The sequence below is a fragment of the Citrobacter sp. RHBSTW-00944 genome, assembly GCF_013615435.1.
GTDB lineage: Bacteria > Pseudomonadota > Gammaproteobacteria > Enterobacterales > Enterobacteriaceae > Citrobacter > Citrobacter braakii.
This window is the reverse complement of record NZ_CP055418.1, coordinates 3,929,213-3,947,060: the sequence shown is the minus strand read 5'-3', so window position 1 is coordinate 3,947,060 and position 17,848 is coordinate 3,929,213. Positions and strand designations below refer to the sequence as shown.

The 17,848-nt window shown below is 47.6% G+C and carries 14 protein-coding genes and 3 pseudogenes; 10 read left to right on the top strand and 7 right to left on the bottom strand.

Annotated elements, in window-relative coordinates:
- Positions 1-811: 811 nt before the first annotated feature.
- A pseudogene (locus tag HV334_RS18955) lies at positions 812-2,206 on the bottom strand (integrase family protein).
- A gap of 320 nt (positions 2,207-2,526) precedes the next feature.
- Here HV334_RS18955 and HV334_RS18950 point away from each other — a divergent pair.
- Positions 2,527-3,696, top strand: coding sequence for an integrase arm-type DNA-binding domain-containing protein (locus tag HV334_RS18950; protein WP_181220788.1), 1,170 nt, complete (start codon positions 2,527-2,529; stop codon positions 3,694-3,696).
- Complete coding sequence (locus HV334_RS18945; RefSeq protein WP_181220787.1) at positions 3,697-5,196, top strand: hypothetical protein; 1,500 nt, start codon at positions 3,697-3,699, stop codon at positions 5,194-5,196.
- A gap of 38 nt (positions 5,197-5,234) precedes the next feature.
- Here HV334_RS18945 and HV334_RS18940 read toward each other — a convergent pair whose 3' ends face one another.
- The 4 genes from HV334_RS18940 to HV334_RS18925 all read right to left on the bottom strand — a co-directional run bounded on the left by HV334_RS18940 (position 5,235) and on the right by HV334_RS18925 (position 7,878).
- Positions 5,235-6,014: a hypothetical protein gene (locus HV334_RS18940; protein ID WP_181220786.1), complete on the bottom strand. Its 780-nt coding sequence runs from the start codon at positions 6,012-6,014 to the stop codon at positions 5,235-5,237.
- A gap of 301 nt (positions 6,015-6,315) precedes the next feature.
- On the bottom strand, positions 6,316-6,882 hold the full coding sequence (locus HV334_RS18935; RefSeq protein WP_063941030.1) for a phage polarity suppression protein: 567 nt from the start codon (positions 6,880-6,882) through the stop codon (positions 6,316-6,318).
- A gap of 16 nt (positions 6,883-6,898) precedes the next feature.
- Positions 6,899-7,144 (bottom strand): ogr/Delta-like zinc finger family protein, encoded by a 246-nt coding sequence (locus HV334_RS18930; protein WP_000984204.1) that lies wholly within the window; start codon positions 7,142-7,144, stop codon positions 6,899-6,901.
- A complete protein-coding gene (locus tag HV334_RS18925; protein ID WP_063941031.1) occupies positions 7,141-7,878 on the bottom strand; it encodes a hypothetical protein in 738 nt (245 codons plus the stop codon). The genes HV334_RS18930 and HV334_RS18925 overlap by 4 nt, the downstream gene beginning before the upstream one ends.
- Positions 7,879-8,417: 539 nt before the next feature.
- Between HV334_RS18925 and HV334_RS18920 the strand changes: the two genes are divergently transcribed.
- The 6 genes and pseudogenes from HV334_RS18920 to HV334_RS25350 all read left to right on the top strand — a co-directional run.
- Entirely contained in the window at positions 8,418-8,675 is a 258-nt protein-coding gene (locus tag HV334_RS18920; protein WP_000556586.1) for an AlpA family transcriptional regulator, read from the top strand.
- Positions 8,676-8,680: 5 nt separating this feature from the next.
- Complete coding sequence (locus tag HV334_RS18915) at positions 8,681-9,277, top strand: host cell division inhibitor Icd-like protein (RefSeq protein WP_181220785.1); 597 nt, start codon at positions 8,681-8,683, stop codon at positions 9,275-9,277.
- On the top strand, positions 9,274-9,501 hold the full coding sequence (locus HV334_RS18910; protein ID WP_063941033.1) for a hypothetical protein: 228 nt from the start codon (positions 9,274-9,276) through the stop codon (positions 9,499-9,501). Before HV334_RS18915 ends, HV334_RS18910 begins: the two co-directional genes overlap by 4 nt.
- On the top strand, positions 9,498-9,818 hold the full coding sequence (locus HV334_RS18905; RefSeq protein ID WP_063941034.1) for a DUF5375 domain-containing protein: 321 nt from the start codon (positions 9,498-9,500) through the stop codon (positions 9,816-9,818). Before HV334_RS18910 ends, HV334_RS18905 begins: the two co-directional genes overlap by 4 nt.
- 14 nt (positions 9,819-9,832) lie before the next feature.
- Positions 9,833-12,166, top strand: a complete 2,334-nt coding sequence (locus tag HV334_RS18900) for a primase-helicase zinc-binding domain-containing protein (protein WP_181220784.1) — start codon at positions 9,833-9,835, stop codon at positions 12,164-12,166.
- A 466-nt stretch (positions 12,167-12,632) separates the two neighbouring features.
- A pseudogene (locus HV334_RS25350) lies at positions 12,633-12,752 on the top strand (Arm DNA-binding domain-containing protein); the annotation flags it as partial.
- A gap of 28 nt (positions 12,753-12,780) precedes the next feature.
- Here the strand turns inward: HV334_RS25350 and HV334_RS25345 are convergent.
- Both HV334_RS25345 and HV334_RS18895 read right to left on the bottom strand, forming a co-directional pair.
- Positions 12,781-12,852 (bottom strand): annotated as a pseudogene (locus tag HV334_RS25345) (transposase); the annotation flags it as partial.
- A 115-nt stretch (positions 12,853-12,967) separates the two neighbouring features.
- Positions 12,968-13,665, bottom strand: a protein-coding gene (locus HV334_RS18895) for an IS1-like element IS1B family transposase (RefSeq protein WP_095033700.1) whose coding sequence is annotated in 2 segments (ribosomal slippage) — positions 12,968-13,416 and positions 13,416-13,665 — 699 coding nt in all. Because the reading frame shifts where the segments join, the coding sequence is not laid out codon by codon here.
- Between the two features lie 1,184 nt (positions 13,666-14,849).
- On the opposite strand from HV334_RS18895, the gene pepT reads away from it, so the two are divergent.
- Positions 14,850-16,106: a peptidase T gene (gene pepT / locus HV334_RS18890; protein WP_016155790.1), complete on the top strand. Its 1,257-nt coding sequence runs from the start codon at positions 14,850-14,852 to the stop codon at positions 16,104-16,106.
- On the top strand, positions 16,103-17,464 hold the full coding sequence (gene dcuC, locus HV334_RS18885) for a C4-dicarboxylate transporter DcuC (RefSeq protein WP_016151934.1): 1,362 nt from the start codon (positions 16,103-16,105) through the stop codon (positions 17,462-17,464). Before pepT ends, dcuC begins: the two co-directional genes overlap by 4 nt.
- Positions 17,465-17,848: the final 384 nt, after the last annotated feature.

The following is a 17,848-nucleotide window of genomic DNA, read 5'->3' as shown; positions in this document are numbered from 1 at the left end:
GGTTTGTATTAACTAACCCGGCTATTCTTTAGAATAGCCGGGGGAGGCCTCTATTAGTTACTATATACTGAGAAGGTTAATAGGTATCTATCAATGTCTTTACGTGACCAATAGTGTCGGTTTTTAATTTTCTTCGGTCGCGGTAAACCATTAGGCAGTTTGTCTTTGCAAAGCCAAGCTCGAATAGTTTGTACTTCATAGCCAATAATATTAGCTAACTCGCGGGTAGAAATTAGTTGTGACTGAGAGGGTTTTTGATGTTTGATATCGCTCATTTCATCACCCCAACATTTGATATGTGGGCAAATAAGACGATCATTGTTTTTAACAGAGATGAAAGAATGAAATGAAAAGGGGTGAATATGGGGTCTCTATCGGGATCGGGGTCGCTACTACTACCATCCGATGAAGATGATGATGAGTTTTTTGATGACGTTGTTGAACTTCGGCGTGAGCGGGAAGTATTCCCCTTTGGTGGAAAAAGGCATGTTATAGTATTGACTACATTCCTAATAGCAACTAAAAGTTTTGAAACACGGTGCCAAAGAGGTAGTATTCGGTCAGTACTACTATTATTAAAACGCTGAATTGTTGTTTCCCAAAAATTAGAACTTTTGTTTTTAGTCGGATGTAAACCCCATCTCGCTCTGATTTCCGCACTTCGGTCTTCTCTTGATACAGTTATTGGGTTAGTCACTGTAGTTAATCTCCTGCTTAGTGAGTGAATGTAGTTAGCAGTAATAAAAGATAACTGAAAAAAAATTTCTGTCAACACATGTGATTTTATGTAAGTTGTTGATATTTGATAAAATCAACGCTTATCAACGTTGTTTTTTATTTTTGCTTCTTCTAAGATCCATAATTCAACTTTTTCATGCCATTTTCTTAGCAAATCTAATGGACGGCGGCGATAGTGCTTTTCAGCAAGAGCGCTAGGCTTATGGCCCATAATCTGCGCAACAATACCTGTTGGTACTTCGACCCATTCAGCGAGGGTCCCAAAACTACGGCGCAATCCGTGCAAGCTGATATGTGGTAACTCCGCGCGAGTTAATGCTCTATTATGTGCTGAACGCGGTTCAATAATTTTGCCACTTTTGCTGTTACTTCTGAAAACCCAATTCTCCTCGTTTGTACCACGATTGGGGATCTCCATCAGTGAGCGTAACAAGTCAGAAACATAGGGAGTGAGGGGGATAATTCGCTCGCCTTCGATCTTGTCTTTAATTCTCATGCTTGACCATTTGAAATCTATGTCAGACCAGCGAAGTGAGGAAATTTCTTCACGCCGTGCACCGGTGAGCAAAAGCACTTGGAGATAGGCTGATGCAATGGGATTATTGAGGCTACGCACGGCACTGAACCAGCTTTTGAGCTGTTCTTTTTGTAAGCAATCTCCCGCTTTGCTCGCTGATATTGGAACCATTTTTCTCACGTTATGATCTTGTGCAAGATCGCCATCGATTATTCCCTGATATTTTTTCTGGTAATTAGCCCATTTGATGAATGCACGCAACAGACGGTAGGCATGAGCAGTGACGGTAGGCCGATTTTGTCTCTCTGTACTTAGCCATTCGGCAATGTTCTCTGGTGTTAGTTCTGATAATGGTCGGTCGAGCAGGCTAGCCAGTGGCCCAGGTGAGGTTGGGCCCCGGCCTCTTTTTTTACTTTCGCCTCCACGACTGGACAAGTTAACGTGATCGGCAATGTAGCGTGCAGAGTAGGGGCGTTTAGTTTTTGCGCTGATTCCGGTTCTCAATTCATCAAGATAATCTTCCCAAGCGCTTGAAAAGGTTGCCTTCGTTTTACGAGATTCAGCCTGCTGTGATTCCGCTTCAGCAATTTTTTCCGCCTTAGCTATACGCGGATCTATCCCAGTATCGATTAATGTTTGCAGTCGCCTGGCTTCGGCCCTCGCATCATCAATCCTCCAATCGTTAATGTTGCCAATGGTCATGCGAAGGGTTTTTCCCGCATACAGGCTTTGGAATACAAAGGCTTTTGCTCCACGAGTTGCTCGACATGCCAAGCTTGTTACGTCCGTATCCCAAAGGAAAACTTGGTTTTTCCCTTCAGGTAAAGTAAATCTTCGAATTCGTTCGAAGGTTAGTTTTTGTCTTGAAAGCGCCATTTTTAGGGTTCCTGTTGGGGATTACGGTTTACAGTAATGTAACGGCTGGTGTAAGTAAATTGAAAGGATAAACATCAACACTCATCAATTTACATCAACAGGTTTTTTGTTTTAATATTATGATTTAAAATGATAAATTTGTGATTTCTGATGGTTGTTCAAGCAGTTAAAATATAAAAACTTCGCATTCGTAATGCGAAGGTCGTAGGTTCGACTCCTATTATCGGCACCATCTCAACTTCCCCATACGTCCGTATTCATCCATAAACACCCTGATTTAGAACGATTTTACTGCTTTTTAGTCCCTCATCGTCCGTAACCATCCAGTAGAATCCGATACGGAATGTGTATAGGATTGTGTATATGTTCCTGTTCGGTCTTGGATTCCTATACACATGCCTTTAAACGATATGCAGATTCGCCGCGCTAAGCCTGAAGCTAAAGCCTATACACTTGGAGATGGGCAAGGGCTGTCATTGCTTATAGAACCCAATGGAAGCAAGAGTTGGCGGTTCCGCTATCGCTTTGCCGGTAAACCCAAGATGATCTCGCTGGGTGTGTATCCGACGATCACACTTGCAGATGCCCGTTCCCGTCGTGACGATGCCCGAAAACTGGTCGCCGAAGGAAAGAATCCGAGTGAGGTTCGAAAAGAGCAGAAGATTGCTTTGCAAACCGAGTCTGAAAGCGCGTTCGAAAAGATAGCGACAGAGTGGCATCAAATGAAGTCTGCCAAATGGTCGGCAGGTTATGCGTCAGACATCATGGAAGCGTTTCAGAACGACATTTTTCCTTATGTGGGTACGAGACCAGTAGGCGAAATTAAACCGCTAGAACTGCTAAATGTGCTGCGTAAAATCGAAAAGCGCGGTGCATTAGAAAAAATGCGCAAAGTTCGGCAGCGATGCTCAGAAGTTTTCCGTTATGCCATTGCTACTGGAAGGGCAGAGTTTAACCCGGCAGCGGATCTTTCAAGCGCCCTCGATGTACACCAATCAAATCACTTCCCGTTCCTAAAGGCTGATGAGATACCAGATTTCCTGCGTGCTTTGAATTGTTACACCGGAAGTCGGCTTGTCCTGATTGCCACGAAATTACTGATGATTACGGGTGTAAGAACGATTGAATTACGTGCTGCATCGTGGTCGGAATTTGATCTAGATAACGCTCTTTGGGAAATTCCTGCTGAAAGGATGAAAATGCGTAGGGCGCACCTTGTGCCATTGTCGACTCAAGCGTTAGATTTACTTAACGAACTCAAGATAATGACAGGGAACTATCGTTATGTTTTTCCGGGACGAAATGATCCGAATAAGCCAATGAGTGAGGCAAGTGTAAATCAAGTAATCAAACGCATTGGCTATGGTGGCAAGGCCACTGGGCACGGATTCAGACATTCAATGTCTACTATTTTGCATGAGCATGGCTTTGAATCGACTTGGATAGAAATGCAACTAGCTCATGTTGATAAAAACAGTATCCGAGGAACTTATAACCATGCCCAGTATTTAGATAAACGTAGAGTTATGATGCAGTGGTATGCTGATAACGTACAGGGGAAATAAATGCAAACTTCAAAAGTTATTAGTAAAAATATCGGGGGAAATGACTCTGAAAAATATCTTTCCAAGCTATGTGAAAAAACCTTCCTAAGTTTATGGAGTTATCCAAATGTTTATACTGATGAAGGAAAAAAGACAGCATCGGGAGATGGGAAGGAGCTTTGTGATCTTCTAGTTGTATTTGAAAATCATGTTATAATATTTTCCGATAAAGATATTTCATTTAAGGACTCTGGGGATTTAAAAGTTGATTGGGGGCGTTGGGTTAAAAGGGCCGTTATTAAATCCGCTGTTCAACTTTATGGTGCCGAGTCATCATTAAAAGAAAGACCCGGTAGGTTATTTCTTGATGCTAAGTGTAATGTCCCTTTTCCAATTAAAGTGCCAAAGTGTGAAGAAATTATCGTTCATCGAATTGCTGTCGCCAAGAATGCATCAAAAAAATTTCAAGAGCATTCTGGCGGTTCTGGTAGTTTGATTATATGCCCGCGCATAGTGGGAAACCAACATTTTGATACTCCGTTTATGATCGGTCAGCCCATTGCTGACAAACCTTATGTTCATGTTTTTGATGAGGTTGCTTTAGATATTATACTTTCTGAACTTGATACCATTGCTGACTTTATAGATTATCTTAGTAAGAAGGAAAAATTCATAGCTTCAGGAGGACTAAACTCGGCAGCGGGGGAGGAAGAACTTTTAGCATGGTACTATATAAATGCTAAAGATGGGCGTGAACCGGGGTTTTATATAGAGCAAGGAGTTTCAGCTTTGATTGTTGAGGGGGCCTATGGATCGCTAAAAAGTCTTCCTCAATTTATTCGAGGGAAAGAACTTAATTCTAAATCTTATTTTTGGGACGCCTGTATAGAAAATTTCGCGAAACATATGCTTGGTGGAACAATATTGTCTGAAGGGGATTTTTCTTTTGATGACATGACTCGTGGTCTAAGAGTTATGGCATCCGAAAGTAGATTTTCAAGGCGTATACTATCAAGTGCAATAATTGAAAAAGTCACTTCTATCCCTCATGGACATAGAGGTGTTAGAGTTTTGAACTCACCTAGTAACAGTGATAATGGGTATGTTTGGCTAGTAGTTCCGGTGCCAGAACTTTGCACATCATATGATGATTATAGAAAATATCGTAAAGAAATCCTCTCTATATACTGTGCTTCAGCAAAGCTAATTTTCCAAGATATGAAATATATAGTTGGAGTTGCCACAGAACCTATGGGGGGAAATGGAGGGGAAGACATGGTGTTTATTGATTCAACTCAGTGGACAGAGGATGACTACGAAAGAGCTCGAAAAGATAGAGATGAATTTCAAGCTTTAGTTCCTGATAATGTTAAAAGAATTGATGGTCATGATTACCAATTCCCCATTCTTCCAGGAGACTACCCTGAAAAAGAAAATTCAAGAGATGGAAAAAACAATAAAGCAAGAATAAAACGAATTAAAAAGGCGCAAAAAAAGTCACGTAGAAATAATAGGAAATGAATTATGATCAATCCAAGGGCTTTTTTAAGGCCTTTGGATCAATCTTCTGAGTATGATTTAAATTTACAAGATATTTTTCTCTTGATTTTTCTTAATGGCTTTGAAAGATGCCATTTTAAATTGAACAAAGTATCCAATAGCTTTTCTGTGCTCTGTTTATTTAGCAGTCTGTGTTCATATCTTATCAGCAGGAATATTTTAAGGTAGGGGTCGTCAATTTTTTCTTCCAGTTCTTCACAGGAGTATTTGTTGACTCGCTCAAGTGCGATATATTCCATCTTTATTTCTTCGGGTTCCCTTAAACTTGTTTTTTCCCATTCCAATCTAATTGGTTTGCTAAATAGAGATATATTCTCTTTAATATGCGTCATAACACGTTTAAATCGATTGTTAAATTCTTCATTATCAGTATGCATAACTGGTGATTGATTCCATAATAATGCTGAGTTTTTTTCTCTTTGAAATTTGTAATATTCCTCTGATACTTTTTTGCTAAAGCTGGCTTGGTCTGAATTACTCTTGAATTCTATATGTTCATAACTATCCGGGCCATATATTTGCTCAATCCAGTGCAACTGACTGAATTGATTGACTGCTTGTTCTAAATCTTTATCTTCTGATATGTATGTTTTCTGCGACTTTATTTTATAGTCGAATATTAGTAAGTCGCAAACATCGAAATAAATTTTGTCATAAATTCTTAATCGTTCTATTTTTCTATTGTATCTTGACTGGCGAACTGTATTTAAAAACCCTAGGCAAGATATGATAAAGCCACCGATGGAAATGTATAAAGAAATTGAAGTGTTATCCTGCACCAATTATCCTCCCTCGAAAAAATTGGATTCATAAGACTAAAGTTAATTGCATCTTCGGATAAGCTTTTCTATCTCAAAAAATTTAAATGGTCAACTATACTGGCGCGCAATGCTCTCCCCGCCCCGCCTGCCCGCTTAAGGTGCCGCTTTTAATGCAGGTGCAAAGGCGGCCTCAGGCCGCGCCGGGACTGGCGCTGGTCGGGAGTACATGAACGGGAAAACGCATGCAAAACCATGCACCCTTTGGATGCATGGCTTAATTCGGGAAAAATGGCGGGAATTACGGGGATTGTTTGACAGGTTACTGCTCGGCCAGTTCGGCGCGTCGACGGGTGTAAATCATGCTCTGTGCAGGGGTGAATTTTTCACGATTATCATCCCGCGAAGGCGCGTCAGGCCTGTATCCGATGGCCGTTAAAATGTCTTTATCCTGTGCAGAATAATTAATGTCATTTCCTGCGGCCAGCCAGACGGAAAGAGCTTCGCGCAGGTATGCTACTGAACGGTCAAGCGCACGGTTTTTTATCATTGTGGGCTGGTTCTTAATTCCCATCAGCTCGGGTGCCAGTGTGGCGACCAGCTCTGCGCCGTTCTGCTGCATAAAATCGTGCAGCCGGTTATGGATACTGATGCGCTGCACTTCCTCATGCGAGAAAATGTAGCGACCGGCGGCCTGATTAACCTCCCATTTTTTTACGTCAATGCGGTCGCGCAGCGACTGTAATCTGCGGGAGCCTGATGCGTTGTCATCCAGCAATAATGCCTGATATTCCTCCTCGGCAGCGGCCAGTTCGGTTCTACGGTTCAGCCATGCGGTTTTGTTTGTCTGACAGGCTTCATAGGCTTGCTGTAAGGTCAGGGTGGTCACGGGTTGTCTCTCCTGATTAATGGCGGAACGGTGAGCTGTAACAGCCTTTCACCTGACGTGGAGCTGCGGGTGCTGTCGGCACCGGTGCGGGTTTCTCATCGACGACCGGGGAACGGATCACCTCAAAGATGGACTCATGCGTTTTGAATGTCGCCGAGCAGTGCACATTCTGGCACTGCAGGTAACTTTCTTTGACGCTGTCAGACATATAGCGGCTGGTGCGAACGTGGGCCGCCGTGCGGCAGAAAGGGCAGCGCATCATGACAGTAATCCCCGTGCTTTCAGGTCGGCCTCACGTTCCCGCATTTTTTCCTGCCAGACCTTGCGCTGGCCGGGTGTGGTCGCAACGTCATGCTCCATATGCGGCAGAGTGGAGGCCGACAGACCCGTTTTAAACAGCACGGGTTCATCAGTCAGACGGATATTGCAGCCCTTCACCGCCTGCTCAAGCCACGTTTTCACCTGCTGCATAACGGCATGCTCTGGCTCGACATAGCCCTGATGCCCGATGGTGTTGGCAAGCGGATTTTCTTTAACCAGTATGCTGAGTTTCATTGCCCTGACGAGCGCACCGCAGCTTTCACGCAGGGCTGCATCAAGTTCATGCTCTGCATACTGACTGAGGGCGCTGTGATGTGCCTGACGGTATGCTCTGGCCGTGCGGTCACAGGCTCCCCGGAGGCTATCCAGCTCGAAAGAAAGCACTTCAGCCATGTTGTCACATTCCTGCGCCAGTTCACGCCGTGTCACGCGCTCTATATGGCGTTGTCTCAGCTCATCGGTAATGACAGCACCACCGGCACGAAAGGCGGTACGCCATGCGCCGGAATCAGTGCCGTTTTCCTGCTCCAGTTCATTTTTTTGCGATTGCACCTGGCTGATGGCCGTCGTGGTTTCGTCCATACGTCGGGCATTGGTGAGATGCGCCTCTCTGGCCGTCTCAAGACGATCCATTGCGGGTTTAAGGTAGTCGGGAATAACAGCGGTCTGAGTCATGTCGGGTCTCCTATTCGTTTCAATCTGAGGAGATTCTGCCGCGCCAGACACAACAAGACGATTCATTGCCGTTGTGGCAAAAATGGCACAAACAGACCTTAAAACCCGGCTGGCCAGAGAAAGGTCTCTGGAAAACTATACTCACCATTTGTTTTTTTACTAATAACTATTCACTACTATTCACTCCAAAGAAAAAGATAAGTAATACAGTAAATTAAGAGGTGAACAGTTGAGAGGTAACTATTCACCGACTGTTCACTACTGTTCACCTTTCTGCTTTTACGATGCTCTGCCCATTTAGACTTTTTAGCGATTAAAAGTAAAATATCTATAATTAAAGGTAATTGGGATTGGGCCACCAGTTTGCCAACATTTGCCAAAGAAGGGCCAACGTTTGCCACTCACTTGTTAACGGTTTGTTGCAGTGGTTTGCGGTGCAAAATGACTTGTTGCCCTGAGGGAAAATATTCACAAAATAGAGAGCTACCCGAAGCCGGACGGACACGACCGGCACTGTATGGACTTTGTGAGGTAGCCCGATGCACACTGCTTTTTCTTCCCCGTCTTCTGCCCCTGCCGCGCCTCTGATGCCGGTCTCTGACGCCGTTCATGAGCGTTTTATTCGTCTGCCCGAAGTGATGCATTTATGCGGCCTGTCTCGTTCGACTGTGTATGACCTCATCAGTCGGGAGGCATTCCCGAAACAAATCAGCCTCGGAGGAAAAAACGTGGCGTGGGCGAAGTCTGAAATCACCGCATGGATGGCGGATCGCATTGCAGAACGCAACCGGGGCTAAGACGCATGATGATGACCGTTCAGCAAACAGCCCCTTTTTCTGGCTTGCTTCTTTTCGCCGTTTCCAGGTATAGTTTTCCCGCTGTCGCAAAATCGACAGCCGGGCGTGGAAACCCGAGCAACTCGAAGGCGACACCAGACGCGCCATGCGTCTTTTTTTGTGTCGCAACTAACGCCACAGAGCGCCAGATAATGGCGTGGTGTGCGGATCGTCGTGCAGACGTCACTTTGTGTCTCCTGTCCGCAATCGCATATCATGCTGTCATGTCAATGGTAGCTCAGGCGGGGCAGCCCTCGGGCTGGCCGGTATTCTTCGAGGCCGGTATTTCCACCCCCGTCTGGGCTATCGCCACTGAGCGTGGAAACTCCGGCGATAGCAATAATTTGCTACTCGAAGGAGGTTGCCTTATGGCTACGACCCTCACTCCGTCTCACCCGCAGTTTGTCTTTGTGTTTGCCGCCGTCCGTCGCGCAGACCGTAAGCCCCGTATCTGTATGCTCCGCACCGTTGCCGGTGATGAACACGCCGCACGCCTTTCCCTTGTTCGTGATTACGTCCTCTCGTTCGCTGGCCGTCTGCCGGTTGCGGAGGTGCACGCATGAGAAATACCACTATTACCGCCCGTGACCTCGAATGCCTTGAGCATATGCGCAACGTCGGCCAGCTCGTCGGCGATCTGATGCAGGAACAGGATTGCGCGACCGTTCGTCGTGACCCGGTGCAGCAGTTACAGCTCACCTCCGTGATTTATCTCATGACCGCCCAGCTCGACGGCGTGGTCGAGCGCTGCAATCAGCGCTGGCTGACCGGGGAGGGCAACGTATGAAACAGCCATTACCGCCCGTATTACGTGCCGCACTGTATCGCCGCGCCGTGGCTTGTGCGTGGCTGACCCTGTGTGAACATCAGCGCCGCTACCCGCACCTCACCCTCGACGCACTGGAGAACGCCATTTCAGCCGAGCTGGAGGGCTTCTATCTGCGCCAGCACGGCGAGGAGGAAGGCCGTCAGATTGCCTGTGCATTACTGGAAGATTTAATGGAAGCCGGACCACTGAAAGCCGCGCCGTCACTGTCCTTTCTCGGGCTCGCCGTGATGGATGAACTTTGCGCCCGTCACATCACATCGCCTGTACTGCACTGAGGGAGAAAAAAACAATGAAAATGAACGTAACGGAAACCGTTAAACAGGCCTGCGGCCACTGGCCGCACATTCTCCCGGCGCTGGGTGTGAAGGTCATTAAAAACCGGCATCAGGCCTGCCCGGTATGCGGCGGCTCTGACCGTTTTCGCTTTGACGATAAAGAGGGGCGCGGCACGTGGTTCTGTAACCAGTGTGGCGCGGGTGACGGGCTTAAACTGGTTGAGAAGGTATTCGACATTTCTGCCTCAGAGGCCGCCCAAAAGGTGAATACTGTCACCGGTAATCTGTCACCGGTTGCCCCGAAGGTGATTGCGGCCGCAGAGACTGAAACCGATGCCGACCGTAAAGCGGCGACCTCGCTGGCCGCGAAACTGATGGAGAAAACCCGACCGGCCACCGGCAACGCTTACCTGACCCACAAGGGCTTCCCTGTTCTGGAATGTCTGACGCTCACCGCCCTGCATAAAACCGGCGGCGTGACGTTCCGCGCCGGTGATGTGGTGGTGCCGCTGCATGACGGCACCGGTGCACTGGTTAACCTACAGCTTATCAATTCTGACGGTGTCAAACGCACCCTGAAAGGCGGCGCAGTAAAAGGGGCATGTCATATCATTGAGGGGCAGAAACAGGCCGGAAAACGCCTGTGGATAGCGGATGGCTATGCGACCGCACTCACCGTGCATCACCTGACCGGCGAAACCGTCATGGTGGCGCTGTCCTCCGTGAACCTCCTTTCTCTGGCGAGCCTTGCCCGACAAAAGCACCCGGCGTGTCAGATTGTGCTGGCCGCCGACCGCGACCTCAACGGTGACGGCCAGACCAAAGCCGCAGCGGCCGCAGAAGCCTGCGAAGGCGTTGTTGCCCTGCCGCCGGTGTTTGGTGACTGGAATGATGCGTTTATGCAGAAAGGTGAAGAGGCGACGCGGAAAGCGATTTATGACGCCATCCGGCCACCGGCTGACAGTCCTTTCTCTACCATGAGCGAGGCGGAATTTACCGCCATGAGCACCAGTGAAAAGGCGATGCGGGTGCATGAGCATTACGGCGAAGCGCTGGCCGTGGATGCGAACGGCCAGCTCCTGTCCCGTTATGAGGCCGGTATATGGAAAATCATTCCGCCGTCGGATTTTGCCCGTGACGTGGCCGGATTATTCCAGCGCCTGCGTGCGCCGTTTTCTTCGGGGAAAATTGCCTCGGTGGTGGAGACCCTGAAACTGATTATTCCGCAGCAGGACTCCCCGGCGCGTCGTCTGATTGGCTTTCGCAACGGCGTACTCGATACCGCCACCGGCACATTCAACCCGCACCATAAATCACACTGGCTGCGCACGCTCTGTGATGTCGATTTTACCCCGCCGGTCGAGGGTGAAACACTGGAAACCCACGCCCCGGATTTCTGGCGCTGGCTTGACCGCGCTGCCGGTGGCAGACCGGAAAAACGCGATGTGATTCTGGCTGCGCTGTTTATGGTGCTGGCGAACCGCTACGACTGGCAGCTCTTTCTCGAAGTGACCGGGCCGGGTGGCAGCGGGAAAAGCATTCTGGCCGAAATTGCAACGATGCTCGCTGGGGAAGATAACGCCACGTCGGCGACCATCGAAACGCTGGAATCACCGCGTGAACGTGCCGCACTGATTGGCTTCTCGCTCATCCGTCTGCCTGACCAGGAAAAGTGGAGCGGTGACGGGGCAGGACTTAAGGCCATCACTGGTGGGGATGCGGTATCGGTCGACCCGAAATACAAGGATGCGTACTCTACCCATATTCCGGCGGTGATTCTGGCCGTGAACAATAACCCGATGCGCTTTACTGACCGCAGCGGCGGTGTCTCGCGTCGCCGGGTGATCCTGCATTTCCCGGAGCAGATTGCCCCGGAGGAACGCGACCCGCAGCTTAAGAATAAAATCGCCCGTGAGCTGGCCGTGATTGTTCGACAGCTAATGCAGAAGTTCAGCGACCCGATGACCGCGCGCGTACTGCTCCAGTTACAGCAGAACTCTGACGAGGCTCTAAGCATCAAGCGTGATGCCGACCCGACATTTGATTTTTGCGGCTATCTGGAAGCACTGCCGGAGCCTGAGGGTATGTATATTGGCAATGCCAACATCATTCCGCGTCAGCCGCGCCTGTATCTGTATCATGCCTATCTGGCGTATATGGAAGCTCACGGCTACAAGAATACCCTGAGCCTCACCATGTTCGGTAAGGGGCTGCCAGCCATGCTGAAAGAGTACGGGCTAAGTTATGAGAAGCGCCGTAAAAATCAGGGCATACAGACCAATCTGGCGCTAAGAGAAGAAAGCAACGCCGACTGGTTACCGAAATGCGATGACCCTATAGCGAAATAACCTACCCTGACCGGCAATCGCCGGTCTTTTTTTACCTGCGAAACGGCTAAAGTGAACAGTAAAGTGTTCACTGTTCACCAACCGTTCACTACATAACGATATGAATTTTATGAATAAAAACGTTTAGTGAACAGTGTGAACAGTTTTTCTAAAAAAAAGTTTTTTTTCTGTTCTTTAGTTCGTATGAAAAATGAACGCACCCGTCAATGTGTATAGCGGTGTGTATAGAAATGTTTTTCGATTTTATTTTTATCAATAAAATCATGGTATTGATGCTATTTGTCGGTTCCTATTATCGCACCATTTCAAATTCTTCCAAGGTCTACCGAAATCAACTCAAAGCCCGTATATTGCGGTTTACAGCCCGTATCTTATCTCCTGTTATCAACTGGACTCAACCGAAATCAAGTCACAGTTGGGGGCATAAGTGGGGGCTCTCTGTGTTCGGTCCAAGGAGATGCCCCCAATGAAGCTAAATGCGCGACAGGTAGATGCAGCTAAACCCAGAGAGAAGGCCTACAAGCTGGCAGATGGTGCTGGTTTGTATCTTGAGGTTGTTCCCTCTGGTTCCAGATATTGGCGGATTGTAGTGGCATACTGAATTAGGTCACTACCAGTTTGATTTGAGATGCAAGTGCTGTTGCCATCAAAGCATTTGCCTCGATGACGGTTTTATCTGTGGTCAGGGCGTCCGGTAGCCCACACTGATGAGGCAAGCATGTGTTGATCTGCGCCCTATCTATGGTGTTATTCGTAAATAGGGCGTAGTAAAGGTATCAGCTGTTTGGTAATGACTCCAACTTATTGATAGTGTTTTATGTTCAGATAATGCCCGATGACTTTGTCATGCAGCTCCACCGATTTTGAGAACGACAGCGACTTCCGTCCCAGCCGTGCCAGGTGCTGCCTCAGATTCAGGTTATGCCGCTCAATTCGCTGCGTATATCGCTTGCTGATTACGTGCAGCTTTCCCTTCAGGCGGGATTCATACAGCGGCCAGCCATCCGTCATCCATATCACCACGTCAAAGGGTGACAGCAGGCTCATAAGACGCCCCAGCGTCGCCATAGTGCGTTCACCGAATACGTGCGCAACAACCGTCTTCCGGAGCCTGTCATACGCGTAAAACAGCCAGCGCTGGCGCGATTTAGCCCCGACGTATCCCCACTGTTCGTCCATTTCCGCGCAGACGATGACGTCACTGCCCGGCTGTATGCGCGAGGTTACCGACTGCGGCCTGAGTTTTTTAAATGGCGGAAAATCGTGTTGAGGCCAACGCCCATAATGCGGGCGGTTGCCCGGCATCCAACGCCATTCATGGCCATATCAATGATTTTCTGGTGCGTACCGGGTTGAGAAGCGGTGTAAGTGAACTGCAGTTGCCATGTTTTACGGCAGTGAGAGCAGAGATAGCGCTGATGTCCGGCAGTGCTTTTGCCGTTACGCACCACCCCGTCAGTAGCTGAACAGGAGGGACAGCTGATAGAAACAGAAGCCACTGGAGCACCTCAAAAACACCATCATACACTAAATCAGTAAGTTGGCAGCATCACCACCTGCAAGAAACAGTAGGGGAACCTCCTTATAGTGGAAGTGTGATCTGTAACGAAAAATTGTATTTCTTTTATTTAATGACTTTTTAATTCTCGTTATGTAAATCGCATTTATTCATTAAATTAATTTAATGTTTCAGCGTCGCCAGAAACGCTATCGGTAGCCATACAGCATTGCTTTTTTATCACCTCATTGATTAGTATGGTTTACTCTTTTTGCTGGTTAATTTTGTTCTTTGATAAATGATCCTTTATCATAATTGTGGTTTTAAATGAAATTTGCAATTTAATGTTTTTAAGAATTTTCTTAACGTGGCTAAGTGTGTATACTCGGTCCTGCAAGAAGCGCTTCTGTTATCATTAAAACTATAAGTATGTCCTTAACACCCGTATTACCTCTGCCCTGAATCTCTTCTCGGGGGAGAGGTTTTTTTTGCCTGCATATTATTTGGCTTATCGTCATAAATAGAAATTTTAATATTGTCGTTATTGATATTCAACATTATTGGTTACGACGATTTAGCTCTACTGACCTCTACGGCAATATTGAAATAGTATCAGCCTGAATCTATTTCATAGTGAATAGTATAATTCTGGCTATGTTTATGTGGGTATTATATAGCTTTCCTTATAACTGCCTTTTTTTCAGCGCGATAGAAGTTTTTTGCTTTTGAGGTAATTGTGATTTTGTTCACGGATTTTAGTGCGCGAAGTGGCTATTTGTAGAGAGGTGCAAACGGTTGCATGTTGCTGATACAGTATTCGTTCATTAAAAAAATATCGCGATGGTATGTCTTATGCCAGTACAGAGTACAGGAATCTAAATGATTTCTATTATCTCATAGGTATAGGGATGCCGTTTATGACTTCTGTTAGCTTAACACCATGGGAAATAGCAGTAAAAATAGACAGGGAATATGATTTTATCAATCAGAAAGGAGTTTTTTAATCGCAGGTATAATCACTGGCCTTTTTATCTTCCTTTATATAAATCGTTGTCGTAATGCCCATAAAATCAGCGTTCTGGGATGAGCGCTGATTTTATTTGGTTCTCAGATTATTTACTCCACGCTGCATGCAGAACACCTCTCGCAGTACCTCATAAATGATACATTAAAGGATCTCCTGGAATGGATATTGTTGAACGCTTTATTAACTACACGAAAATCAATACCACGACATCAAGGGAAAATGGCGCTAATGGGATAATGCCTTCTTCTCCTGGTCAAATGGAACTGGCAAAACTGCTTGCAGCAGAACTTGAAGCATTAGGAATGGAAAACATTGAGGTCAGGGATACCGCTATAGTGACGGCAACCTTACCTGCAAATACTGATGACACGATCCCGGTGGTCTCTTTTTTTGGTCATCTGGATACCAGTGCGGAACAGACGGCAGACACCAAAGCACAGCGCCTGCATTATCACGGTGGGGATTTATGCCTGAACAAAGAGCTGAATATTTACCTGCGCGAAAGTGAATTTCCGGAACTGAAAAATTATATCGGTGATGACCTGCTGGTGACCGACGGGACCAGTCTGTTGGGCGCTGATGATAAAGCAGCCATCGCCGCGATTATGAATGCTCTTGAGTATCTGGTCGCACACCCAGAAATAAAACATGGGCCGGTAAAAGTGGGTTTTGTCCCGGATGAGGAACAGGGCTTGCGTGGCGCAAAAGCCTTTGATGTTGCCGCGTTTGGTGCTGATTTTGGCTATACCCTGGATTGCTGCGGTATCGGTGAGTTTGTTTACGAGAACTGGAATGCGGGCGATGCGGAAATCATCTTTACCGGCCAGTCCGCACACCCGATGTCGGCCAAAGGTAAGTTAAAGAATTCGCTGCTGATGGCGCATAAGTTTATTGCCATGCTCCCAGGGGGAGAAGCGCCTGAATATACGGAAGGGCGCGAAGGGTATTACTGGGTAAAACAGCTACAGGGTAACAGTGCCCGCACGGTACTTAAGCTGGATATCCGCGATTTCAGTGAAGAAGGTTATAAGGCGCGTATGGCGTTTATTCGCCAGCTTGCCGTCAGCACCTGTGCCCTGTGGGGGGAAAACAGCGTGGTCTGTCATTTAGCCGATCGCTACGCGAATGTGTTGAACAGTTTGCAGGGGGACGCTCACTACCCGATTGATATTGCATTCCGCGCGTATCAGAAATGCGGCATAACGCCCGCACCTGTCGCCATGCGTGGCGGGTATGATGGCGCGGTACTGTCGCAGAAAGGATTGCCGTGCCCGAATATTTTTACCGGTGCTCATAACTTCCATTCAATTTATGAGTATCTGCCGGTGCGTTCTCTGCGGGCTGCCAGTGATGTGGTGGTGGCGGTGATTGAGGAAACTTATACTGAGTTCGCGCAGCGGAGAGCTCAGTCATGATTCAGGTGTTAATCGCACTTCTGGTTATCGTGGTGGTCGCGCGTCTGATTCTGAAAGGTTATCGCGCTGAACCGGTGCTCTTCATTGCGGGCTTAGTCTTGATGATTTGCACCGCGTTAACCGGATGGGGTTCCGTATTACCGAAGGGGGTTGCCAGTACGGGAATTTCCTTTCTCGATCCTTTCGAGGTAATGCGCGATCTCTTCAGCACGCGCGCCGCCGATCTCGGCCTGATGATCATGGCGTTAATGGGATTTGCGCATTACATGGATCATATCGGCGCAAATGAGGCGGTCGTGCGGGTAGTAACGAAACCCTTACGGGCGCTGCGTTCACCCTATGTGCTCCTCTTTTTCTCCTACCTGCTCGCCAGCCTCCTGCAGTTGGCCATTCCTTCTGCAACCGGGCTTGCCGTGTTGCTGATGGGGACGATGTTCCCCATTATGCTGGGGTTAGGGCTCTCAGCGGCCTCGGCTGCCGGGGTCATTGCTACTTCGCTTGGCGTGGCTTACACCCCGACGGCAATCGATGCTATCAGGGGCTCTAAAGCAGTGAATATGGATGTAGTAGAATATGTTGTTTACCACCAGGGACCCGCCGCGCTGGCGACGGTTCTGGTTGTCGGTGTGTGCCATTTTTTCTGGCAGCGGCATTGCGACCGTAAAGCAGGGACGTTACCGCGGGAAATCGGTAGCGCAGAAGTGACTGATTCAGGAAAATCCCCGGCTTTTTACGCACTGCTCCCCATGCTTCCGATACTGATGGCAGTAGGGTCATCTGAAATGTTCGTCAGGGGTATCAACCTGAATATTATCACCATTGTCCTCATTTCAATGACCATCTGTATGCTGATTGAATGGCTGCGAGTGCGTGATTTAAAGTCGGTCTGCGAAGGTTTCAGCCATTTCCTGAAAGGAATGGGCACTGCGTTTACCGGTGTGGTTGGACTGTTGGTTGCGGCAGGGGTTTTTGCTCACGGAATTAAAGTCATCGGTGCGATCGATCAGCTCATTCTGATGGCCGAACACGTGGGATTACCGCCGTTTGCCATGGCGGTAGTATTTGCGCTAGTGACGCTGGCCGCGGCTATCATTATGGGGTCGGGGAATGCGCCATTCCTCGCCTTCGTTGAGCTCATCCCGCAAATTGCCGCCAGTATGGGCGCTAACGCCGTTGCCATGATCCTGCCGATGCAGCAGGCATCGCATATGGGACGGGCCATTTCACCGGTATCCGGCGTCGTGATTGCCGTTTCCAGCGGAGCGAAAATAACCCCATTCGATGTGGTGAAGCGTACCGCCGTACCGCTGATTGTGGGGTTCGTTACTCACACCCTGATCATCGGTATTTTCTATTAACCGTACCAGCGACAAGCCAACTTCCGGTTCATTGAATCCGGATGTTGGCTTTTTGAATTAGGCGAAATTTAAACGCGTTAATATTACTGATACCTGTATAAAAAGCCTGGCCTGCTGCTGTGAGGCTGTCTGTCGCTCAGCGGAGGATAGAATGCGATTCCATTAGGATGTTTAATGGCTGTTTAGCGTTGAAATGGGTGTTTGTCTGGGGTGTCTGGTCAAAACTATCAGGATATTTCTTCTAATCAGCAATTTTTGAAGTTTTATGATGATCATATTTTTAACAGTAGGTGGAATTGATAACCTGTGAGTATTATTAGTTTTTATCTTTATCGTATAATTCTTATTATTTATCGCTGAGCCATCCGGGCATCAATGATTAAT